The sequence below is a fragment of the Pseudomonas sp. PDM24 genome, assembly GCF_019218905.1.
Classification (GTDB): domain Bacteria; phylum Pseudomonadota; class Gammaproteobacteria; order Pseudomonadales; family Pseudomonadaceae; genus Aquipseudomonas.
In genome coordinates, this window is record NZ_JAHUWR010000003.1 from 555,341 (window position 1) to 575,064 (window position 19,724).

At 60.7% G+C, this 19,724-nt stretch carries 17 protein-coding genes; 5 read left to right on the forward strand and 12 right to left on the reverse strand.

Features of this window, described 5'->3' with window-relative positions; translation table 11 throughout:
• Nucleotides 1-7 precede the first annotated feature (7 nt).
• The 3 genes from KW837_RS14180 to KW837_RS14190 all read left to right on the forward strand — a co-directional run bounded on the left by KW837_RS14180 (nucleotide 8) and on the right by KW837_RS14190 (nucleotide 2,999).
• Nucleotides 8-889 (forward strand): ABC transporter permease subunit, encoded by an 882-nt coding sequence (locus KW837_RS14180; RefSeq protein ID WP_218396758.1) that lies wholly within the window; start codon nucleotides 8-10, stop codon nucleotides 887-889.
• Nucleotides 886-1,770 carry an ABC transporter permease subunit gene (locus KW837_RS14185; protein WP_218396593.1) on the forward strand — a complete coding sequence of 295 codons (885 nt, stop codon included), beginning with the start codon at nucleotides 886-888 and terminating at the stop codon, nucleotides 1,768-1,770. The genes KW837_RS14180 and KW837_RS14185 overlap by 4 nt, the downstream gene beginning before the upstream one ends.
• 131 nt (nucleotides 1,771-1,901) lie before the next feature.
• Nucleotides 1,902-2,999, forward strand: a complete 1,098-nt coding sequence (locus KW837_RS14190) for a polyamine ABC transporter substrate-binding protein (RefSeq protein ID WP_218396596.1) — start codon at nucleotides 1,902-1,904, stop codon at nucleotides 2,997-2,999.
• A 307-nt stretch (nucleotides 3,000-3,306) separates the two neighbouring features.
• On the opposite strand, the gene thpR is transcribed toward KW837_RS14190, so the two are convergent.
• Nucleotides 3,307-3,846, reverse strand: a complete 540-nt coding sequence (thpR, locus tag KW837_RS14195) for an RNA 2',3'-cyclic phosphodiesterase (RefSeq protein WP_192343517.1) — start codon at nucleotides 3,844-3,846, stop codon at nucleotides 3,307-3,309.
• Between the two features lie 126 nt (nucleotides 3,847-3,972).
• On the opposite strand from thpR, the gene KW837_RS14200 reads away from it, so the two are divergent.
• Entirely contained in the window at nucleotides 3,973-4,167 is a 195-nt protein-coding gene (locus KW837_RS14200) for a hypothetical protein (protein ID WP_192343516.1), read from the forward strand.
• Between the two features lie 14 nt (nucleotides 4,168-4,181).
• Here KW837_RS14200 and KW837_RS14205 read toward each other — a convergent pair whose 3' ends face one another.
• A complete protein-coding gene (locus KW837_RS14205) occupies nucleotides 4,182-4,535 on the reverse strand; it encodes a DUF1428 domain-containing protein (protein ID WP_008068166.1) in 354 nt (117 codons plus the stop codon).
• Between the two features lie 16 nt (nucleotides 4,536-4,551).
• Nucleotides 4,552-5,613, reverse strand: coding sequence for a hypothetical protein (locus tag KW837_RS14210; RefSeq protein ID WP_218396598.1), 1,062 nt, complete (start codon nucleotides 5,611-5,613; stop codon nucleotides 4,552-4,554).
• Between the two features lie 456 nt (nucleotides 5,614-6,069).
• Here KW837_RS14210 and KW837_RS14215 point away from each other — a divergent pair, with 456 nt between their 5' ends.
• Entirely contained in the window at nucleotides 6,070-6,333 is a 264-nt protein-coding gene (locus KW837_RS14215; RefSeq protein ID WP_218396600.1) for a hypothetical protein, read from the forward strand.
• Between the two features lie 19 nt (nucleotides 6,334-6,352).
• Here the strand turns inward: KW837_RS14215 and KW837_RS14220 are convergent, their stop codons facing one another.
• The 9 genes from KW837_RS14220 to KW837_RS14260 form a co-directional block, all read right to left on the reverse strand.
• Nucleotides 6,353-9,553: a glycogen debranching N-terminal domain-containing protein gene (locus tag KW837_RS14220; protein WP_218396602.1), complete on the reverse strand. Its 3,201-nt coding sequence runs from the start codon at nucleotides 9,551-9,553 to the stop codon at nucleotides 6,353-6,355.
• A gap of 434 nt (nucleotides 9,554-9,987) precedes the next feature.
• On the reverse strand, nucleotides 9,988-10,710 hold the full coding sequence (locus tag KW837_RS14225) for a DUF2238 domain-containing protein (protein WP_218396604.1): 723 nt from the start codon (nucleotides 10,708-10,710) through the stop codon (nucleotides 9,988-9,990).
• 103 nt (nucleotides 10,711-10,813) lie between these two features.
• Nucleotides 10,814-11,443, reverse strand: a complete 630-nt coding sequence (locus tag KW837_RS14230) for a PQQ-binding-like beta-propeller repeat protein (RefSeq protein ID WP_218396606.1) — start codon at nucleotides 11,441-11,443, stop codon at nucleotides 10,814-10,816.
• A 36-nt stretch (nucleotides 11,444-11,479) separates the two neighbouring features.
• Nucleotides 11,480-12,700, reverse strand: a complete 1,221-nt coding sequence (locus tag KW837_RS14235) for a helix-turn-helix domain-containing protein (RefSeq protein WP_218396608.1) — start codon at nucleotides 12,698-12,700, stop codon at nucleotides 11,480-11,482.
• Nucleotides 12,701-12,796: 96 nt separating this feature from the next.
• Nucleotides 12,797-13,591 carry an energy transducer TonB gene (locus tag KW837_RS14240; protein ID WP_218396610.1) on the reverse strand — a complete coding sequence of 265 codons (795 nt, stop codon included), beginning with the start codon at nucleotides 13,589-13,591 and terminating at the stop codon, nucleotides 12,797-12,799.
• The gene (gene tolR, locus KW837_RS14245) at nucleotides 13,588-14,034 is read right to left on the reverse strand and encodes a protein TolR (protein WP_218396612.1); all 447 of its coding nucleotides are present in this window, start codon (nucleotides 14,032-14,034) and stop codon (nucleotides 13,588-13,590) included. The genes KW837_RS14240 and tolR overlap by 4 nt, the downstream gene beginning before the upstream one ends.
• 13 nt (nucleotides 14,035-14,047) lie before the next feature.
• The gene (gene tolQ / locus KW837_RS14250; RefSeq protein ID WP_123499589.1) at nucleotides 14,048-14,758 is read right to left on the reverse strand and encodes a protein TolQ; all 711 of its coding nucleotides are present in this window, start codon (nucleotides 14,756-14,758) and stop codon (nucleotides 14,048-14,050) included.
• Between the two features lie 96 nt (nucleotides 14,759-14,854).
• Entirely contained in the window at nucleotides 14,855-16,768 is a 1,914-nt protein-coding gene (locus tag KW837_RS14255) for a phytase (protein ID WP_218396614.1), read from the reverse strand.
• 63 nt (nucleotides 16,769-16,831) lie between these two features.
• The gene (locus KW837_RS14260; RefSeq protein ID WP_218396616.1) at nucleotides 16,832-19,360 is read right to left on the reverse strand and encodes a TonB-dependent receptor; all 2,529 of its coding nucleotides are present in this window, start codon (nucleotides 19,358-19,360) and stop codon (nucleotides 16,832-16,834) included.
• Between the last annotated feature and the right edge of the window lie 364 nt (nucleotides 19,361-19,724).

The window sequence follows — 19,724 nt, forward strand, 5'->3', positions numbered from 1 at the left end:
GCGCCTGGTGCCCAGTGGTCGCAAACTGGTCATCGGCATCCCGTTCCTGTGGCTGTGCCTGTTTTTCCTGCTGCCGTTCTTCCTGGTGATGAAGATCAGCTTCTCGGAAGCGGCCCTGGCCATTCCTCCCTACTCCGAGATTTACACCTTCGCCGAGCAGAAATTTCAGCTGCTGCTGAACATCGGCAACTACTCGCTGCTGACCGAAGATGAGTTGTACATCTCGGCCTACTTTGGTTCGTTGAAGGTCGCGTTTTTAAGCACGCTGATGTGCCTGGTGATCGGTTTCCCGATGGCTTATGCGATCACCAAGGCCAACAAGGAAACGCAGAACGTTCTGCTGTTGTTGATCATGATGCCGACCTGGACCGCGATCCTGATTCGCGTCTATGCGTGGATGGGCATTCTCAGCAACAACGGTTTGCTCAACGCGTTCCTGATGTGGACCGGGGTGACGTCGCAGCCGATCGAGATCCTCAACACCAACACGGCGGTGTACATCGGCGTGGTCTATGCCTACCTGCCGTTCATGGTGTTGCCGCTGTACGCCAACCTGGTCAAGCACGATCAAAGCCTGCTGGAAGCCGCGTCAGACCTGGGTTCGAGCAACTTCAACAACTTCTGGAAAATCACCGTGCCGCTGGCCAAGAACGGCATCATCGCCGGCTGCATGCTGGTGTTCATTCCAGTAGTGGGTGAGTTCGTGATTCCGGAACTGTTGGGCGGCCCGGAAACCCTGATGATCGGCCGCGTGCTGTGGCAGGAGTTCTTCAACAATCGCGACTGGCCGGTGGCGTCTGCGCTGGCGGTGGTGATGCTGGCGATCCTGATTGTGCCGATTCTGCTGTTCAACCGCAGCCAGGCCAAAGAGATGGAGGGACGGGGATGAAACGCTTCGGGTTTTCAAAGTTCATGCTGATTTTCGGCCTGTCGTTTATCTACCTGCCGATGCTGATTCTGGTGATCTACTCGTTCAACGCCTCGAAACTGGTGACGGTGTGGGGCGGCTGGTCGGTGAAGTGGTACGTCGGCCTGCTCGACAACTCGCAACTGATGGGCTCGGTGGTGCGCTCCTTGGAAATCGCCTGCTATACCGCGATTGCCGCCGTGGCGTTGGGCACCCTCGCCGCTTTCGTGCTGACCCGCGTGACGCGTTTCAAGGGTCGCACGCTGTTTGGTGGTCTGGTGACGGCACCGCTGGTGATGCCGGAAGTGATCACCGGTCTGTCGCTGTTGCTGCTGTTCGTGGCCATGGCGCAGTTGATTGGCTGGCCGCAGGAACGTGGCCTCGTCACGATCTGGATCGCCCACACCACGTTCTGCGCAGCCTATGTGGCGGTGGTTGTATCGGCGCGTTTGCGTGAGCTGGACCTGTCGATTGAAGAAGCGGCCATGGACCTGGGTGCGCGGCCTTTCAAGGTGTTCTTTTTGATCACCATTCCAATGATCGCGCCGTCGCTGGCGGCGGGCGGCATGATGTCGTTTGCCTTGTCGCTGGATGATCTGGTGTTGGCGAGTTTCGTCTCTGGCCCGGGCTCGACGACGTTGCCGATGGAGGTGTTCTCGGCGGTGCGTCTGGGCGTGAAGCCTGAGATCAATGCCGTGGCCAGTTTGATTCTGCTGGCAGTGTCGATCGTCACGTTCATGGTCTGGTACTTCAGCCGCAAGGCGGAAGCCACACGCAAGCGGGCGATCCAGGAAGCCATGGACCAGACCGCCACCGAATCCTGGCAGCAGCCGAAAAACCAGCGGGTCGAAGCGACGGCCTAGTGAAAATCCTGTAGGAGCGAGGCTTGCCCGCGAAGAATACACCGCGGTTTTTCAGGCATTACGCGTCATCGTTCTTCGCGGGCAAGCCTCGCTCCTACTGTGTTCTATAAAAAGAAAATGGAGTTGTACCCATGAAAATGTTTGGCAGGACTCTGCTGACACTGTCCTTATTGGGCGCAATGGCGACCGGTGCCCAGGCCAATGACAAGGTATTGCGCGTCTACAACTGGTCGGATTACATCGCCCCGGACACGGTCAAGAAGTTCGAAGACGAGACCGGCATTCGCGTGACCTACGATGTGTTCGACAGTAACGAAACCCTTGAGGCACGCTTGCTGGCCGGTAAATCCGGCTACGACATCGTGGTGCCCTCCAACAGTTTCCTGGCCAAGCAGATCAAGGCTGGCGTCTATCAGCCGCTGGACAAATCCAAGCTGCCGAACTGGAAAAACCTCAACCCGGTGCTGCTGAAAAACGCCTCCGCCAGCGACCCTGACAATGGCCACGCTTTCCCGTACATGTGGGGTTCGATCGGTATCGGTTACAACCCCGCCAAGGTCAAGGAAGTGCTGGGCACTGATGCGCCGGTGAACTCCTGGGACCTGCTGTTCAAACCGGAAAACGCCGCGAAGTTGAAAGCCTGCGGCATCAGCTTCCTTGATTCACCGACAGAAATGCTCCCGGCCGCCCTGCACTATCTGGGTTACCCGGTGAATTCTCAGGACAAGGCGCAGATCGCTGAAGCTGAAGCGCTGTTCATGAAGATTCGCCCGTCGGTGGCTTATTTCCATTCGTCGAAGTACATCTCCGACCTGGCCAACGGCAACATCTGCGTAGCGGTCGGTTACTCCGGCGACGTGCTGCAAGCCAAGGCCCGCGCCAAGGAAGCCGGCGACAAGGTGAAGATCGAATACAGCATCCCGAAAGAAGGCGCCGGCAGCTTTTACGACATGGTTGCCATCCCACGGGACGCGGCCAACGTCGACAGTGCTTACCTGTTCATGAATTTTCTGATGCGCCCGGACATCATCGCCGAAGTCACCAACAGTGTCGGCTACAGCAACGCCAACGCAGCGGCCACGCCGCTGGTGGATGAAGCCATTCGAAACGACCCGGGGTCCTATCCGCCGCAAGCGGTGATGGCGACGTTGTATGCCATTCCGGATATGCCGATCGGTATTCAGCGAGTGATGACCCGGGGCTGGACGCGGGTGAAGCTTGGTAAGTGATTCAAAATCGGACACAAAATCTCTGAACACCACGGACCAAAATGTGGGAGCGGGCTTGCTCGCGAAGGGGCCATCACATTCAACATCATTGGTGACTGACCCACCGCTTTCGCGAGCAAGCCCGCTCCCACAGGGGTAATGGCTCGGACACAGAATATCTGAGCACCACAGACCAATGCAGGACCGAAATGCTCTCTCCTTTTCCGTTCACGCAGCGCCTTACCACCGCCGCACTCCTCTGAAGAAGAACGGCTTCACCTGGCTTCCTCGGTTAAGGTGAATTTCGGGCGCCCTCGGGCGCCTTTTTTTATGTAGAAACCAGCGGCCATTCGGCCAGCGCCCGGTACCGGCCTTTATGGGATTCGAACAAGGTGAAGCGGTCAGCACGCAGGAAAAACTCTGGCGGCGTAGCGGATTCGGGGACCGGTGCCCGGTAGTCGCGCATCAGGGTCAGATGCGGGCGAAATTCCCGCCGGGTGTCTTCGAAACCAAAGGGCAACATGGCCTGCTCCAGCGCATACACCAACCGCAGCAACTCAGGTGCTGCCTGCTCGGGCGCCAGCAACAAAACCCCGGAGCGACGCCAGACTTCCAGACGATCAAGCACAACCGTCAACGGCACGCCGGGCATCCGCACACTGGCGGCGGCCTCGCAGACGCCCGCTATCTGCGCCATCCCCACCGTGCCGAGAAACAGCAGCGTCAGATGAAAGTTTTCCGCCGGCACCGGGCGCCCGACATTGAGCCCCAACGCGCTGCGCCATTGGGCGATGGCCCGGCGTTGTTCGGGGGCGCAGTTGAGGGCGAAGAACAGCCGTTTGAACGGCTCACGGGATTCATCGCTCATGTCTGCCACCTCAAGGCTTCGGAGTCCCTTTGATTCTACAAAGGGATACCACACCAGCAAGCGTATTTCTGGCACCTGCCGGCAGGCGCGTTATAGTTGAAACAACCGAATCGACGGGAGGGCGCCATGCGTCAGGTCATCAGCAAAGAGCCATGGTGGGCTGTGCCACCCAAGCCGGGCCAGGATGAATCCGAGTTGGAATGGGGTTGGCTGGTTCACTACAACGAAGGCGAGCCGCGCTTCGAGTTCATCAAGGAGCGGCCGTCGGACAGCCAGATTCGTAACCGCAAGAGTTGCAGGACCACACCGACGCCGGAGTGATCCTGCGACGATGTTCAGGCTTTGACGAGCATCTCGAAACCGCCAAAAATCGCCCGCTGGCCGTCGAACGGCATCGGATTGACGTCTGGCTGCATCCGCGGATCGCTCATGAGTTTCGCCATCCCGGCGTCACGGGTGGCCTTGTCCGGCCAGACGATCCAGGAAAACACCACGGTTTCGTCTTCCTTGAGTTTTACTGCCATGGGAAATGAGGTCAGTTTGCCATCTGGCACGTCATCGCCCCAGCATTCGGCGAGGCTGAGTGCGCCGCTTTCCTTGAAAATTTCGGCAGCGGATTGTGCGTGTTGCTTGAATTTTTCGCGGTTGGCGGTGGGTACTGCAGCGACGAAGCCATCTACGTAAGCCATGATCGTTCTCCTCGGGTTATGGGGTGATCTGCTGGGTAGTCGATTCAACGTGGCTAAAATCGACAGTGCCTGCATCCAGACCGACCGACGGTTCTACGGTCTCCTCCAGGCTGCCCTCGATCTGCCTGGCCATGTACAGCGTTCCGGCCATGACGCCGGTTGCGGGGTTATCCACCAGCTTCACCCATGCCTTGTCGAACGAATTGCCCAGGCTGCTGCGGATCAGCGCTTCGCTGTCGGGCCGGTCGTTGGCCTGGATAATTGCGCGCACCCCCGCCACTCCCACAGAGATCAGCGCACCGGCCGCCTTCCCCGCCATTGCTGCCACCGCACTGGCCGCCCCTCGCGGGGCCATTTCGGCTTGTATTCGCTTGCTGGCACGCTTGGCCACCGGCGCCATGCCGGCGTCCGTCGAGGCGATGCCCTTCTCGCCGCCTGCCGTGTGGATCTTCTCGATCAGCGCCAGGTAGGCCGGCAATTTGCTGAGTTCGGCATGCACCACCTGATACAGCGAAGCGTCACGGGCAGGCGGCGGGCCCAATGAAATAGCGGGAATTCTCTGGATGCGACCGTTGAGCTGCGCTATTGGCACGCCATGACGTTTGGAAATAACTTCGAGTTGCTGCCCCATCAGTTGCACATAAAACTCTGTCGCCTGCCCAAGGATCGCGTCGGGATCGACTTCCACCGCCACCGGTTCCAGCACCCGCCGGTGATATTGCTCCAGCAGATAGGCCGCCAGGCGTTTGGTCGCCGCATCCTGCTCGTCTCCGGCATTGATGGCGTACCAGCTGACTTTCATCGACAGCCATTCCTGGGTCCAGTAGCTGCTGAACCACGGAATGAAGACTTCTTCGGTTTGCTGATAAACCCGCGTGCGCCAGTGCTCCATGGACCCGCGGGCGTAGACCCTGGCCTGTTCGGTGGCCTGTTGCGAAGCGGCGACAATCTCCCGGTCCACCTGCTGCCAGGTGCTCTGGGACACGACCACCGGCACCACGATTACCGGGGCAGGCGTGGGCGTGGCGCATCCCGCCAAGATCACCAACACAGCGACGATCAGCGAACGCAGGTTCAAGATCGCGGGGTCCTACAGACTGCGTCGAACGGAGTGTCCAACGCTAAACAGCGTACTGATTTGAGTATAGGTCGGGGGCGAGGGCCGTCCGTCAGATGAATGGATGGCGCCCTCAAAGACGCCTTCGCGAGCAAGCCCGCTCCCACATTGGATCATAGTCGGACACAAAATTTGTGTACGCAGGTGATCCAATGTGGGAGCGGGCTTGCAAGCGAATAGGCCCTCAAGACCACCGAAGATCGCCACCATCATTCACATCAATATTCACCATCGCCGCGAATGCCTTCCGCAAAAAAACCATCAGGTGCAGGATCAATCTCATCCCTGTTTCAACCCCGCACCGGAGGGGCAAACCATGTTGATCCATCTCCTGACCTGCCTGGCCCTGACGACCGTTACCCTGACCCTGTTTTCCCGCTTGGTGCTGGATATCGGTCAAACCGAGGAGCCGAAATCATGATTCATTCCGTCAGCCTCGCCGTGAGCTTTCCGGTATTCGGCAGCAACTATTATTCACAGCAGGTCGTGTCTCGCAAAGCAGTCGCGCTGGTGTTCGATGAGCACTTCGAGGCCTTGCTGATGCCGGCAGCGGCCAACCACTTCAGTAACGAAGTGGTCGGGCTCAACGATCAGTTCCGCTTTTTGAATGATGTGCTGGTTGAGCATTTGCTGGAGACTGAAATGGCTCAGCGTTCGTCGGCACAAGCATTCACCTTCTGACACGCTCGCGCCCATCTTGCTAACTGGTGCTCAAGATCCGCACCGGCCCCTGGCGATTGAGAACCTCGATCATGACGTTTTCCCCCGAGCGCCGGAGCATCAAGTCCACACATTCAGCACCCACTGCCAAACGCCGCAAGGCGATGGTGTCCAGAAACGCCGGGAGCACCGGTTCGTCGAACAGGATGTTGAGCTTCCTCGGCCTGAAGCTCAGCCCCAGGCACGACTGAATCATCGACAACGGCGCTGCAGCGGCCCAGGCCTGGGGCATGCAGGCGACTGGATAGAACGTCGGCCCTTGGGTACGTTGCCGGGCAAAGCCGCAAAACAGTTCGGGCAGGCGCCGCAGATCGATGTAGGTCGACGCGGCGAACAGACCTTCGAAAATCCGCGCCGCGTCCCGACGGTAACCGTAGCGGGCGAAGCCGGCGGCGATCAGCGCATTGTCGTGGGGCCAGACGGAGCCGTTGTGATAACTCATCGGGTTATAGCGTGCCTGGGAGGATGCGACGGTGCGCACGCCCCAGCCGGAAAAGGATGAGCGGTCCATAAGGGCGTCGACGACCGATGCCGCGCGTTCCGGGTAAGCGATGCCGGCGAACAGGGCATGGCCGGCATTGGAGGTACGGATTCGACAGGGTTTCTTGTTGCCGTCCAAAGCTAATACATAGGTGCCCAGCTCTTCGTCGAAGAAGCGGTTATCGAATTCTTCGCGCAAGCGTTGAGCCTTGTATTTAAGGCGTTGAGCCCGGTCTGGATTACCCAGCCGACGAGCGATTTTAGCGGCACCAGTCCAGGCGCCATACACGTAGGCCTGAACTTCGACAATCGCAATCGGACCCACGGCCAATTGCCCATCGGCATGGAAAACCGAATCGTGACTGTCTTTCCAACCCTGGTTAATCAGCCCCTCGGCGGACTGCCGGCCATACTCGACAAAACCGTCGCCATCACGGTCGCCGTACTCCTCGATCCAGCTCAGCGCTGCTTCGATATTCGGCCAGAGCTGACGCAGTGTGCCCAGGTCATTGGTGCGCTCCAGATACGCGGCGGCCAGCATGACGAACAGCGGCGTGGAATCGATGCTGCCGTAGTAGCGGCGGAACGGCACCTCGCCCAATTCGGCCATTTCCCCCAGCCTTATCTCGTGCAGGATTTTACCGGGCTCGGAATCGGCATGGGGGTCAACGATGGTTGCCTGGTTGGCGGCCAGATGCCCGAGCACGCCTTTGGCAATACCGGGATCAAACCACAGCATCTCCCATGCCGTGATCAGCGCATCTCGTCCGAAAACGGTGCTAAACCATGGAATGCCGGCATAGGGATATAGCCCTTCGGGGGTTTTGGTCATGAGCATGTAGAGGTCGGACACGCTGCGGCTGACCGCCTCGTTGAACACATCGTGGGAGCTCACCACAGAGGCCGCCCGCGAAGAGAATGTGCGTAACTCGCGCCGGGAATCGCGCAATGAAATAAAGAACCCATGGCGCACCGTAAACGGCGGATTTTGCACGCCGCAGTTGATGTCCATGAACAGCGACTGGCTTTCCCCAGGGGCCAGCCGAACCTCGAACAACGCCGAATCGCAGGTCAGGCTTACCGGCACCGGGGCGAAACGCAGGCGGGTCATGCGCCGTTTGTGATCCAGACCGGTGTAGGAAAGCACCACCTCTTCATCGGTAATCTCTGCCCGGTGCCCTTCGCCGCGTTGCGGACGCCGGGCGCCGCGAACTTCGAACAGGTCTTTGAAGTCGGCTGCGAACTGAATTCTCAATTGCAGATGCTGGGGCGAATCATCGAAATTGCGCAGGGTCAGGCGTTCATAGCAGGAGCCGTTCCACAAGAACCGTGAACGGCGCAGATGGATCAAATCGTGGTGCAGGATTTTTTCGCCATGGCTGTCGAACAGATCCGGGTTGGTCAGGTCGCACGTGAGCATCGCGTTATCGTCACGCAGCGTCGAACTGAGCAACAGCGGCCGCGCGCCGTTAAGCGTCAGGTAGAGCCCGGAAAGGTGGCGGGTATCGGTATGGAAAATCCCTTGCGGGCTGTCGTCCGCAAACAGCACATCGCCATTGGGATCGAACACCGCGAAGGTGTCGTTGTTTTTCAGGTTGCGCAAACGCAGCTCTTGCAACGACGCGGTGGCGGGAATATCGAAGGGCGTGGAGGGATGGCCATAGGTGTTGCCCGCCGTGAGATGGCGGTACAACTCCAGATAGTGATTGGTCATGCGCTCGACCGTGAATCGCTCCTCGAACCTGGCCCTCACCTTGCGCCGATCCAGCTCTGCCAACCGCTGCACCGCCGCTACCGCTCCTGCGACACCATCGACGATGTAACCGGATACCCCCTCATCGATCACTTCCGGCACCGAGCCCTGACCAAACGCAATCACCGGCGTGCCGCACGCCATGGCTTCGATCATGACCAGGCCGAACGGCTCAGGCCAGTCGATGGGAAAGATCAAGGCGCGAGCATTGCCCAGCAAATCTGCCTTTTGCGATTCATCGATCTCGCCGAGAAATTCGACATTCGGATGGGTGGCGATCATCGGTGCAATGATTTCTTCCCAATACACCAGATCGGCCTTGTCGACCTTGGCGGCGATTTTCAATGGCAGCCCGGCCTTCGAGGCAATCTCGATGGCGCGGTCCGGGCGCTTTTCGGGAGAGATACGCCCCAGAAACACCAGATAGTCGCCGCTCGGTTCAGGGTTGAAGGTCAGCAGATCACCCGGAATGCCGTGATAGACGTTGCCCACCCAATTGACGTCGCCCTTCACCGGACTGCGTTGCGCCTTGGACACCGAGACCAGCGGCACCTCGGGAAAGTGAGGGTAAAAGGATTGGTAATCCGCAATGTCCAGACGCCCGTGAAGCGTGGTCACGCTGCGCCCGGCCAAGTGTCGAATCAACGGAAAATGAAAGATATCGACATGAAAATGCATCACGTCGAATTGATCCGCCTGCCGCAGGACTTGATCGAGCATCAGAATGTGATGAGGTGCCCCGTCCTTGATGCGTGGATCGAACCGCAGGGCTTGGTGCGCGCCCGCTTCCAGGCGTGCCGAGGTTTGCGAATCGCCGCTGGCGAAGAGCGTGACATCGTGGCCCTGGCGCACCAGTTCTTCGGTCAGGTAAGACACAATCCGCTCAGTGCCACCGTACAAACGGGGCGGACAACGTTCGGTGAGCGGCGCGATCTGAGCGATCCTCATGGAGAGGCCCTCCGTCATTCGGTCGAAGAATTAAGGCCTCCAGCACTCAATGCCAGTCAGTTAAGCGAAATCCCTGTGGGAGCGGGCTTGCTCGCGAATGCGGTGTGTCAGGCGACATCAATGTTGACTGTAACGCCGTCTTCGCGAGCAAGTCCGCTCCCACAGGTTGTGCGGTTTGACTGACTGGCATTGCCTCCAGTGCTTCTAGTTCTCACACAGTCAGATCTGGTGGCCCTGTCCTCGATTGACGGTACGCCTGCTGCAACAGTTCCATCCGGTAATACGACCTAATCCTGTAGCAGCTGCCGAGCCCGCGAGGCAGCTGCTACAGAGTGCATTCAGCCCCGGAGTACGGCGATGAAGGGGCCTGGCGCGGTCCGTAGTTTTACATTGGCGGCTTATCGACATCATTCAATTGGAACACTCTATAAATATTATGAATTCTCTTCGAAAGCATTTAATTGAGCGTTTCGATGAAACAACCGTCGCCGGAACCAGACAGCCAATAACGTAAAGAACGCACCTGCCACGGCCAGCGCCATGTCGGCTTGAGAGTCCCATGGGTCATTTTGTGCAGCGACAAACGCCTTCGCCGTGTCTTTTCCCAGGAACTGCCCACCTATCCATTCCACGATTTCATAGACTGCCGAGGTCGACAGCACGATGTTCAACGCGATAAACCCAACCCAGAAACCGCGCAGCGGCGTGATTCGCACCAACACTTCCCGAATCGGATACACCATCAAGAGTCCATACGTCAGATGGACCAGCCGATCGTAATGATTGCGTTCCAACCCAAGGGTTTTGTTCAGGCTGACCCCAGTCAAGGCTGAGCACCAGCGGTCGTAGGGCACCAGCGCATAGGTGTAGTGCGACCCGAGTTCATGAATACAGAGAAATACGAACACCAGACTGATGGAAACGGCAGACAGACGGAACCGTCGAGAGACGCCCACCAGGACCATCACCAGCAGCAGGGCCAGCAGGTTTTCCAGGACCCAATCCACTCGGCTATGGGGTGAAATACCCAGTGCTGCGACGATGAGAAGAAATGCAATCAACAGCGCCAGGTCGTATCGCGGGTGCTCCTTGGGCGTCATGACCGGCAGAGGTCTGCTGTGACTATTCAGGTCTTTTGCGCCTATCGACTTGCTCATTGGGCGCCTTCTTCTCGAGTCTTTTAAATTCGAGACGCGGCCGCTTCGCAAGTTCGTTTTTTCTGGGCGGATATTGCGGCTCGATACCCGCCCCCAACGCTTATCAAGGCCGGCGCACCACCCTCACCTTCCCGCTGCTGCCGCCGCCACAGAAAAACCGGTCGTGACCATCGAACTCAAGTCCCGAGACCCCGACGCCAGCTGGCATCTGGACACTCTCCAACACCTCGCCCGTGGCCGGGTCGACTCGCCGCAGCTCACTCTCGTCACCCTCCCAGGTGCCGTGCCACAGGTCGCCCTCGACCCAGGTCACCCCGGTGACGAAGCGGTTGGATTCGAGCGTGCGCAGCACTGCCCCGGTCTGGGGGTCGACCTGATGAATCTTGCGCTCGCGATATTCACCCACCCAAAGCGTCCCTTCGGCCCAGGCGAGCCCCGAGTCGCCACCGCCGCTGGGCGCGGGGATGGTGGAGAGCACACGCCCGGTCTGTGGGTCGATTTTCTGGATACGATCCTCGGCGATCTGAAACAGGTGCTGACCGTCGAAGGCGGTACCGGCATGGGCGGCGACATCGATCGAGCGCAGCGTCTTGCCACTCGCTGGATCGAGGGCGTTGAGTTTGTCGCCGGAGGCAAACCAGACCTGCTGGCCGTCATGGGTGACGCCATGGACGCTGTCGACGCCTGGAAAAGGGCCGTATTCGCGGATGATTTCGGCTGTTGAATGTTTCATGTCTTGTTCCTCGTTCACTGGGTTGGTGAAGGGATGCTAATCATTGGGCAGCAACCCTGTGAGTAACAATACCGTCGCGAATCCTGGAACCGGCGGGGTCATCCAGCGACGGGCCCGGCCATGACCGAACGACTGCACCTTGCCGGCCACCGCCAGCGTGTCGAGGGCTCGTTGCACGGTGCGCTGACTGGCGCCAAGCACTAACGCCAGGGCTGAACTCGACCATGATTCGCCATCAGCGAGGAAGGCGAGCAGCGTCGCATGTTGCTCTTCGACAGGCCGCGCCAGCACCACGACGTCACGCGCATCCTGCGGCACCAGAGCAAACCCGCGCGGGGTCGCGACGACATCAGCGATCAGGTGCAACGCTGCGCGCAGGCGCCCGAGCTCGACGCGCAACCGCGCGCGATGGGAGTCATCCGCGAACTTCATCCGAAAGGCGCGCGCAATCAGCGTCTCCCTCGGCACGTCGGCGGGCCACGCTTCGCCCAACGCCCGGGCGAGCGCGAAGAGCACCGGCCGCCGGGCAAGTGAAACCGCTGAGCCTGCGTCACGCACGACATACCGGCAGGCATCCACGACCAGCTTAGGGGATGCCAATAACGCTTCAATCTCATCGAGCAGCAGCGGCCGTTCCTGACCACCGACAATCAGCCGCGCCGCCGGCGTGTCGAGGATGCGGGCGGCACTTTCGACCTCGGCCGTCAACGCGGGGATAGCGGCGTGTTGTGCGGCACGCTCGGCCCGTTCAAGTGCCGCGCGCGCTGCTTTTGTTTGCAGGCGACGCATCGCAACGCCTGCCACGACCAGTTCGTAGGCTGCCCTCGATGCGGATGGTAACGGCGTCGGATCGAGTTCGGCGAGCCGGTGTTCGGCTTCGTCGAGGTGCCCAATCAGCAGTAAGCGGCGAATCTCGAGGTACCGCGCATGGGCGGCGTTGACCCGGTCGCCGTGCGCCTGAAGCGTCGCCCGCGCGGCGTCGAGTGCCTTGGTTGGCCAGTTCAGGTCCCGCGAGGCGAGCGCGATCTCGGCCTCGGCGACGACACATCGCGCCCGGGCCAACGCCTCTTTCGGCGCGAAAGCACGTGCGGCGCTGCGCACCAGCGCCTTCGCGCGCACAAGGTCGCCCAGCTGCGCCATCGCGATGCCGCGGAGCGCGAGCGCAGGCGCATCGTCGCGCAAGGCGATGCGGTTCAGCGCGCCGAGGGGATCACCCGCCGCGAGCGCACGGGCTGCCGCCGTGATCAGCGAATCCATCTGAAGCGCGCCACCTGTCACCCCCACCGTCCGATGCCCGCTGATCAGTCTATCTCACGACCGCCCGGCCGCACGCCGATCCGCCATGGGAGCTGCTCACTTGATCCGGTAGTGAAAGGTATTGCGCACGGCCGGCACCGCAACCGCGTGGCCGTCGACGATTCTCGGCTGGTAACGGAAGGTGTTGGCGGCGGCCAGCGACGGACGCATGAACAACGGATGGCAGCCGTCCAGCACCTTGGGGTTCTCGATGTTGCCTTGGGGATTGACGGTGTATTCCACGGTGCAATCGCCTTCGATGTTCTTATCCAGCGCCCGTTGCGGATAGTCCGGCGCTTCCTTGCTCAGAGGGAGGTATTGGCGGCTGTCGGCGGCCATTTGGGCGGCCTGCTGACGCGCGCGTTCGGCGGCCAGGCGCGATTGTTCGGCGCGTAGTGCCTGTTCTTGGGCCTGGCGTTGCTGCTCGAGGTCATGAGTGCGCTTTTCTGTCTCCTGACGCTGGCGTTGTTGCTCGGCCTGGAGCTCGCGTTTTTTGTCTTCGACGCGTTTGCGCGCAAGAACGGCCTGTTCAAGTTTTTGCGCCTGGATCTGCGGATCGATAGTAGGTTTGACGGGCTGGATGGGCGCCTCGACAACCGGCTCCGGCGTCGGCGTCGCTACCGGTTCGGGCGCCTGAGGCTGCGGCGCCGGTGGCAGCATCACCAGTTGCGTTCTCAACACCGCAGGCTGTTCGACCGGTGGTTTCTCCAGCGACCAGCCGTGCACCAACAATGCCAGCACAATGGCATGCAGCCCTACCGCCAGGCTCGCCGCCAGACTGTTTTTCCAGAACCCGCTGCGAGCCGCATCCCGCAACGTCATGGATGGACTGGGCATGATCATCGCCGTCATTGCGGGGCCTCGGTCACCAGCCCGAGGTTGCTCACACCACCCTGCTGCAGTGCCGCCATGGCTGCGACCACGCTGCCGTAACCGGCGTCCTTGTCGGCGCGAATGTAAACATGGGTGTCACGGCGTTCGGCAACGACTTGCGCCACCTTGGCGCGCATCTCGTCGAGCGCCACTGCGCTGTCGGTCTGGTGCTGCGTATCCAGTTCACCGCCCAGGTTCCAGTAATAACCACCCTCGGCCTTCACCGACAGGGTAAGGATTTGCTGGCGAGTATCGGTGGCCAACGCTTCACTGGCGACCTTGGGCAGTTCGATCTTCACGCCCTGGGTCAGCATCGGCGCGGTGACCATGAAAATCACCAGCAGCACCAGCATCACGTCGATGTAGGGCACCACGTTCATTTCGGCCTTGGGCCCGTGCTTGCGTTGCGGTCTGACGAGCATCTGCATTCTCCTCTCAGGCTGCGACGGCCAGGTTCATCGGCGTGCCATGCAAGGTGCGATGCAAGCGCACCTGCAATTCATTGCCGAAGGCGTAGTAGCGAGTCAGCAGGGTTTGGCTGCGCGCCGAAAAACGGTTGTAGGCGATCACTGCCGGGATGGCGGCAAACAGGCCAATGGCCGTGGCGATCAGCGCTTCGGCGATGCCCGGGGCGACGGTGGACAGCGTCGCCTGCTGCACCTGGGACAGGCCGAGGAAGGAATTCATGATCCCCCACACCGTGCCGAACAGGCCGATATAGGGGCTGACGGAACCGACCGTGGCGAGGAACTGCAAGCCCTTCTCCAGGCGAACTTCTTGCTCGCTGATGGCCACGTACAACGCCCGTTCAACGCCTTCGAGCACCACATCGGCCGCGTTGCCCGCGTGCTGCTTGAGGTGGCTGAACTCCTGAAACCCGGCGTGGAAAATCGGCTCGACACCGGCTTCGCTGTCAGTGCTCTGTGCGGTTTCGCGGTACAGCGGTAACAGGTCCGCCGTGCTGCGAAAGCGTTGCATGAAGCCGTTCAGCTGCCGCTCGCGACGTTGCAGCACGCCGCTGCGCTGGATGATCAGGTACCAGCTGAGCACCGACGCCAGCAACAGGATGAGCATGACGGCTTTGACCAGCAGGCTGGCGTCACTGATCAGGCCCCAGATGGTCATGTGTTCCAGTGTCGCTTGCATGGTGAAACTCCTTGTCTGGCGCTCCCGGGCCGTCGATGCGCGACGGCCGTTGAGCTATTCGATGAAATAGTGATGACAGGTTGATGACTGGCTGGGTCAGGGCAATTTCAACGCCTTGGTGACCTCGGCCCAGGGCACGAATTTGAAGTTCTGGGTTTGCTCGGGCATGCGTTTGCGTCCGTCCTGCACCACCAGCATGCCGTGGCTCCAGGGGCCGCCGAGGTTGGCCGAAGTGACTTCCAGACCATCGGTTTCCGAAGCGCCGTCGATACCCGCCGCCGCGTTCAGCCCGACGCGAAATGCGCCGCGAGACGCGAACGGCGGTTCGGCATCGAGCACCACATAGCTGTCGTTGCCCTGGCTGGAGATCACCAGATAGTCCTGCGCCGCGCTTTGATAGAGCGCCAGCCCTTCCACATCCGCCTGCAACTGCGCACCGACCTTGATCACGCTGCTGAGCGTCGCCGGCTGATCGGCGCGGGCGTCCACCGCCCAGACGCCGACGTCCTCTTCACCGAGAAACAGGCGCTGGCGCTGGTCGTCGGCAACACAGCCTTCGGGCTGGCTATCGACCTTGAACTGGCGCACCAACTCGCCCTGTACGCGGCCGTTCGGCGCGCTCAGGCGGTATTGCAGGAAGGTGCCGTCCTTGCCGTTGACGATCGCGTAGATTTCGCCGCTGGCCGGTTGAAACAGGCAGATGCCGTAGATGTCCTTGAGCGGCGTGGGAATCTCGCCGGCTTCGCGCAACTCACCGCTGGTGCGGTCGATGCTGAACAGGCTGAGGCTGTTGTGATCGCGATTGCTCGCCACCGCGAGGTCGACGGTCTGCTGACCGAGCTTGAAATTCGGCCGTATATCGACGTTGTTCAGCCGCCCCACCGGCAATTCCTGCAGCAACTTGCCTTGCAGGTCGTACGCCATCAGCCCCTGCTTTTTATTGGTGCCCAGCACCCGACTCAGGGCGGGTTGCTGCGGATGAACCCAGATCGCCGGATCATCCGCGGCATCGCCCTGGCGCCCCACCGGGTCGCTTTGGCTGATTGCTTTTACGTTCGCCAGCACCGGCGCCAAGGGCACCGGCGTGGCTTGCCAGTCGAGTTCGCCCTGATACAGACGACCGTTGTCATCGTCGCGCAGCAGTACTTGCAGGCCTTTGGCCGTCGGGCGCAGGGCGAGGTTTTCCGGCTCGTTCAAGCCTGGCAACGCTAATGTGGCCTGAGCCGTCCAGCGTTCGCCCTGCTGCTGATAGAGATGCAGCTGCGCGGCTTTCGGGTCGAGTGCAACGATGCCACCCGGCACCAGGGCCATAACGCCAGCGGCCTGTTTGATCTCGCCGAACGGTTCGCGCATGGCCACCGGTGAGCGCGTCACATCGGCTTCGGCATGCGCCGGGTAGGCCCACCAGCCGACATTCTCTTCATTGACCACCAACTGATTGGCCCCATCGTCGACCTGGCAAAACTGTGCCGACGGCGGCAGCGGCAGACCGCGCACCCGTTGCGGTTGCGGGTTCAAAGTGGCGCCATTGCCCACCAGCCATTGCTCACCCTTGCCCTCCTCGCCCACCAGAAACAGGAACAGGTTGCCGGCTTCGTCGCGGTACAGGCACAAACCGTTCACCGGGTAATCCCGCGTCGGCAGATACACCGGTTGCCCCCAACTGCGCTTGGCCGGATCGAGGCTGACCAGCACCGCTTGTTGACGGGCGTTGTCGAGGCTGGCCACCAAGACGTGTTGGCCGGCGGCGCGGCTGTCCAGGCTACTGAACGAACCTTTCAGGCGCGCCAGCTCTTTGCCCTGCGCGTCGAGCAGCAGCAAGCCGTCACGCTCGCTGGCGGCCAGGCGTTCGGGGCCGAGGTCGGCGGGCAAAAACGCCACTGCGTCGACCGCCAGGTTCGGCGCCCAGGGTGTGAGGTTCAGGTTCGGCGCGGCCGCCATGGCCTGGCCGATGGTCAAGCTGATCAGTGTGGCCAGCAGACCGTGTTTGGGTAACCACGAAATACTCATGAACAGGCAAAGTCCTTGTCGTGCATCCATCACGGCGGCAGCACCGGGCAGCCGCCCCGGGGCTTAGAAGTGGGTGAAGGTCAGGCCGAGCTTGTAGGTCGGGCCGTATTCTTCGTATTGGCCGTTGTAGGAGCGGTTGCCGGTGTAGACGAAGTACGGCTCGTCGGTGAGGTTCTGCGCCTCGAAGCTGACTTGCAGGTTTTTGGTCAGCGAATAGCGCGCGCTGAAATCGACGAAGGTCTGGGCATCGACGTGCAGGTCGTGGGCCTTGTCGTTGATCGAGGCCAACTCAAAGAGGTAATCGGACTTGTAGTTGGCCGACAGACGCAGGCTCAACTTGTCGTCTTCCCAACCGAGCATCAGGTTGCCGACGGTGTCCGATTGATTGGGCAAATCGATGCTGCGCTTGCGGTTGATACCACTGGCGGCGTCGAAGCCTTCGATCTCGGCATCGGAGCGGCTGAAGGTGGTGTTGGCGCCGAGCAGCAGGCCGTTCCAGGGTGCGGGCAGCCAGTCGAATTTCTGCGAGTAGGCCAGTTCCAGGCCATAGAGTTTGGCGCTGTCGCCGTTGGCAAACGTGTGAGCCTCGGAGAAATCGGCCCAGGCGCCGGTGCCGGCGAGGTCAGTGTTGTAGACGAAGTTCTTGATGTCTTTGTAGAACACGAACGCCGAGACCGTGCCGGCATGGCCCATGTAGTGCTCGATGCCGAGGTCGAGGTTACTGGATTCCAGCGGCTTGAGGTCCGGGTTGCCGAAGGTCGCCTCGTCATCATCGATGACAAAACCCGGCGCCAGTTGGCCGAACGTCGGGCGCACCACGGACTTGGTCCAGGCCGCGCGCACCTGAGTGTTCTTGTCCAGTTGATAGCGCGCATGCAGGCCCGGCAACCAGTGGTGATAGCGGCGTTTGGTCTCGGTGGACTGGAACTCGCCGTCGGTGGCGCCGGTGCCCTTGGCTTCGAACTCGGTGCCTTCGTAGCGCATGCCGGCAATGAAACGCCAGTCATCGATATCGATGGTGTTCATCAGGTAGCCGGCGTTGATGTCTTCGCTGATCTTGAAGTCGTTGACCCGCGATTCGGTCTCGTCATAAAAGTCCGCCTGGTTCAGGCCACCGATCAACTGCTTGATGGCGCTGCCGCTGATGCCCGGGCCGAACTGGCCGAGGCGATAATCCACGGTGCCTTTCTTGAATCGGCTGAGGTTGAGCTGTTCATCGCTGAAACCCAGATCGTCGAAATCTTCATAGACCCAGGCGTCGAGGTTGTTGTCTTTGTTGCGGCGGCTGACCTTGCCGCCGAATTTGACCTGGGACGCATAGCCGCTGAGGTCGTAGTCGCGGGCCAGGTCCAGGCGCAGGTTTTTCTCGGTGTCGGTGGTTTTCTGTTTTTCCCAATCGACCTTGTCGAGACTGAAGTTGTCCGGGTTGTAGAAGCCCTGACCGATGATAGGCCGCGGCTTGTCGTTGTCGTGAAAACCGCTGTCGGCGAAGTCGTCGGTGCCATTGAACGCGGCGTTGGCGATGTGGCCCGGGCTGTCTTCGCTGGAGCGGCTGTAGCCGGCCTGACCGCTGAGGGTCCAGAGGCCGAACATACGCTCACCGCCCAATACGTAGGACTGGATTTCCTGGGTCTCTTCCCGTTGTTTGAGTTTGCGTGAGCCTTCGGTGTCGCCCAACTCCCCCGCTGCCAGCGGGTCGGCGAATTCGAGGCTGGTGGAATTGCGCGTCTCGCTGTCCTTGTAGCGGCTGTACAGGGTGCGCAGGTAATAGCTGCTGAGGTCGTCAGGCTTGTAATCGAAGTTCAGGCCACCACCGGCGCGTTCACGGCTGATGTCGTAATCGCGTTGCTCGAACTCCTGCAATCTGGCGCCTTGCTCGAAGTCCCAGGCGCCGCCGGTTTCGACGTTGTCCGAGCCGAAGTCGCGCTTCTGCCAGCTCAGCGCGGCGGCAACACCGAAGTTGTCGATGCCGTCGCCAAGGCTGAAGCGATCACTGATGGCACCGGAAAATTTCGGGCTGGTCTGGTGAGTGTTTTTGTCATAACTGGCTTCGCTGCTGCCGGTGTAGAACAGCCCTTTGTGATCGAAGGCCGAGAGGCTTTTCACATCCACGGTGCCACCCAGGGAGTTGGCGTCCATGTCCGGGGTCAGGGTTTTGATCACCGACAAGGACTGCACCAATTCCGAGGGCAGCACATCGAGGGCCACGGCCCGGCGTTCGCTTTCCGGCGAGGGCACCAGCGTGCCGTTGATGGTCACGCTGTTCAGATCCGGTCCGAGGCCACGCACGCTGACAAACCGCCCTTCGCCCTGGTCGCGCTCGACGCTGACGCCCGGCAGGCGCTGCACCGCTTCGGCGACGTTTTCGTCCGGCAACTGCGCCACGCCGTCGGCATGCACCACGCTCTTGATGCTGTCGGAACTGCGCTGCTCCTTAAGCGCCTGATCAATGCTCGCCGCCTGGCCCACCACTTCGACGTGTTCGGTGTTCGCCACGGCTTCGGCGGCGCTCAGGCGTTCACTGGCGATCGCCATGGCCAGGGCGGTGAGCGTGAAACCGACCACTCCTGCGGTGCTGCTGCGCTTGTACATGAATGTCCTCCCCCAAGAGTCCGTTAACGCCAGGCAAGAGGCCCGGCAACTGGGAGGGCACGCTAGGGATGGGGGATGACGGTTCTGTGACAGGGGGTGGCGGAAGGTGCAGTAAACCGGGGTTTTGCCGGGGTTCGGGGCGGGAAGTGAGCTGAAATGACTTGTTCCGGCTGACAATGCTTCTGTGGTGAGGAGGCTTGCCCAACTGTCGCGCAGAACCTGTGGGAGCGGGCTTGCTCGCGAAGACGGCGGCACAGTCAACATTGATGTCGACTGACACACCCCTTTCGCGAGCAAGCCCGCTCCCACAGGTTCTGCGCCAGACAGAAAACCTCGTAGAACCATGAGCTGATTCGACCTCACA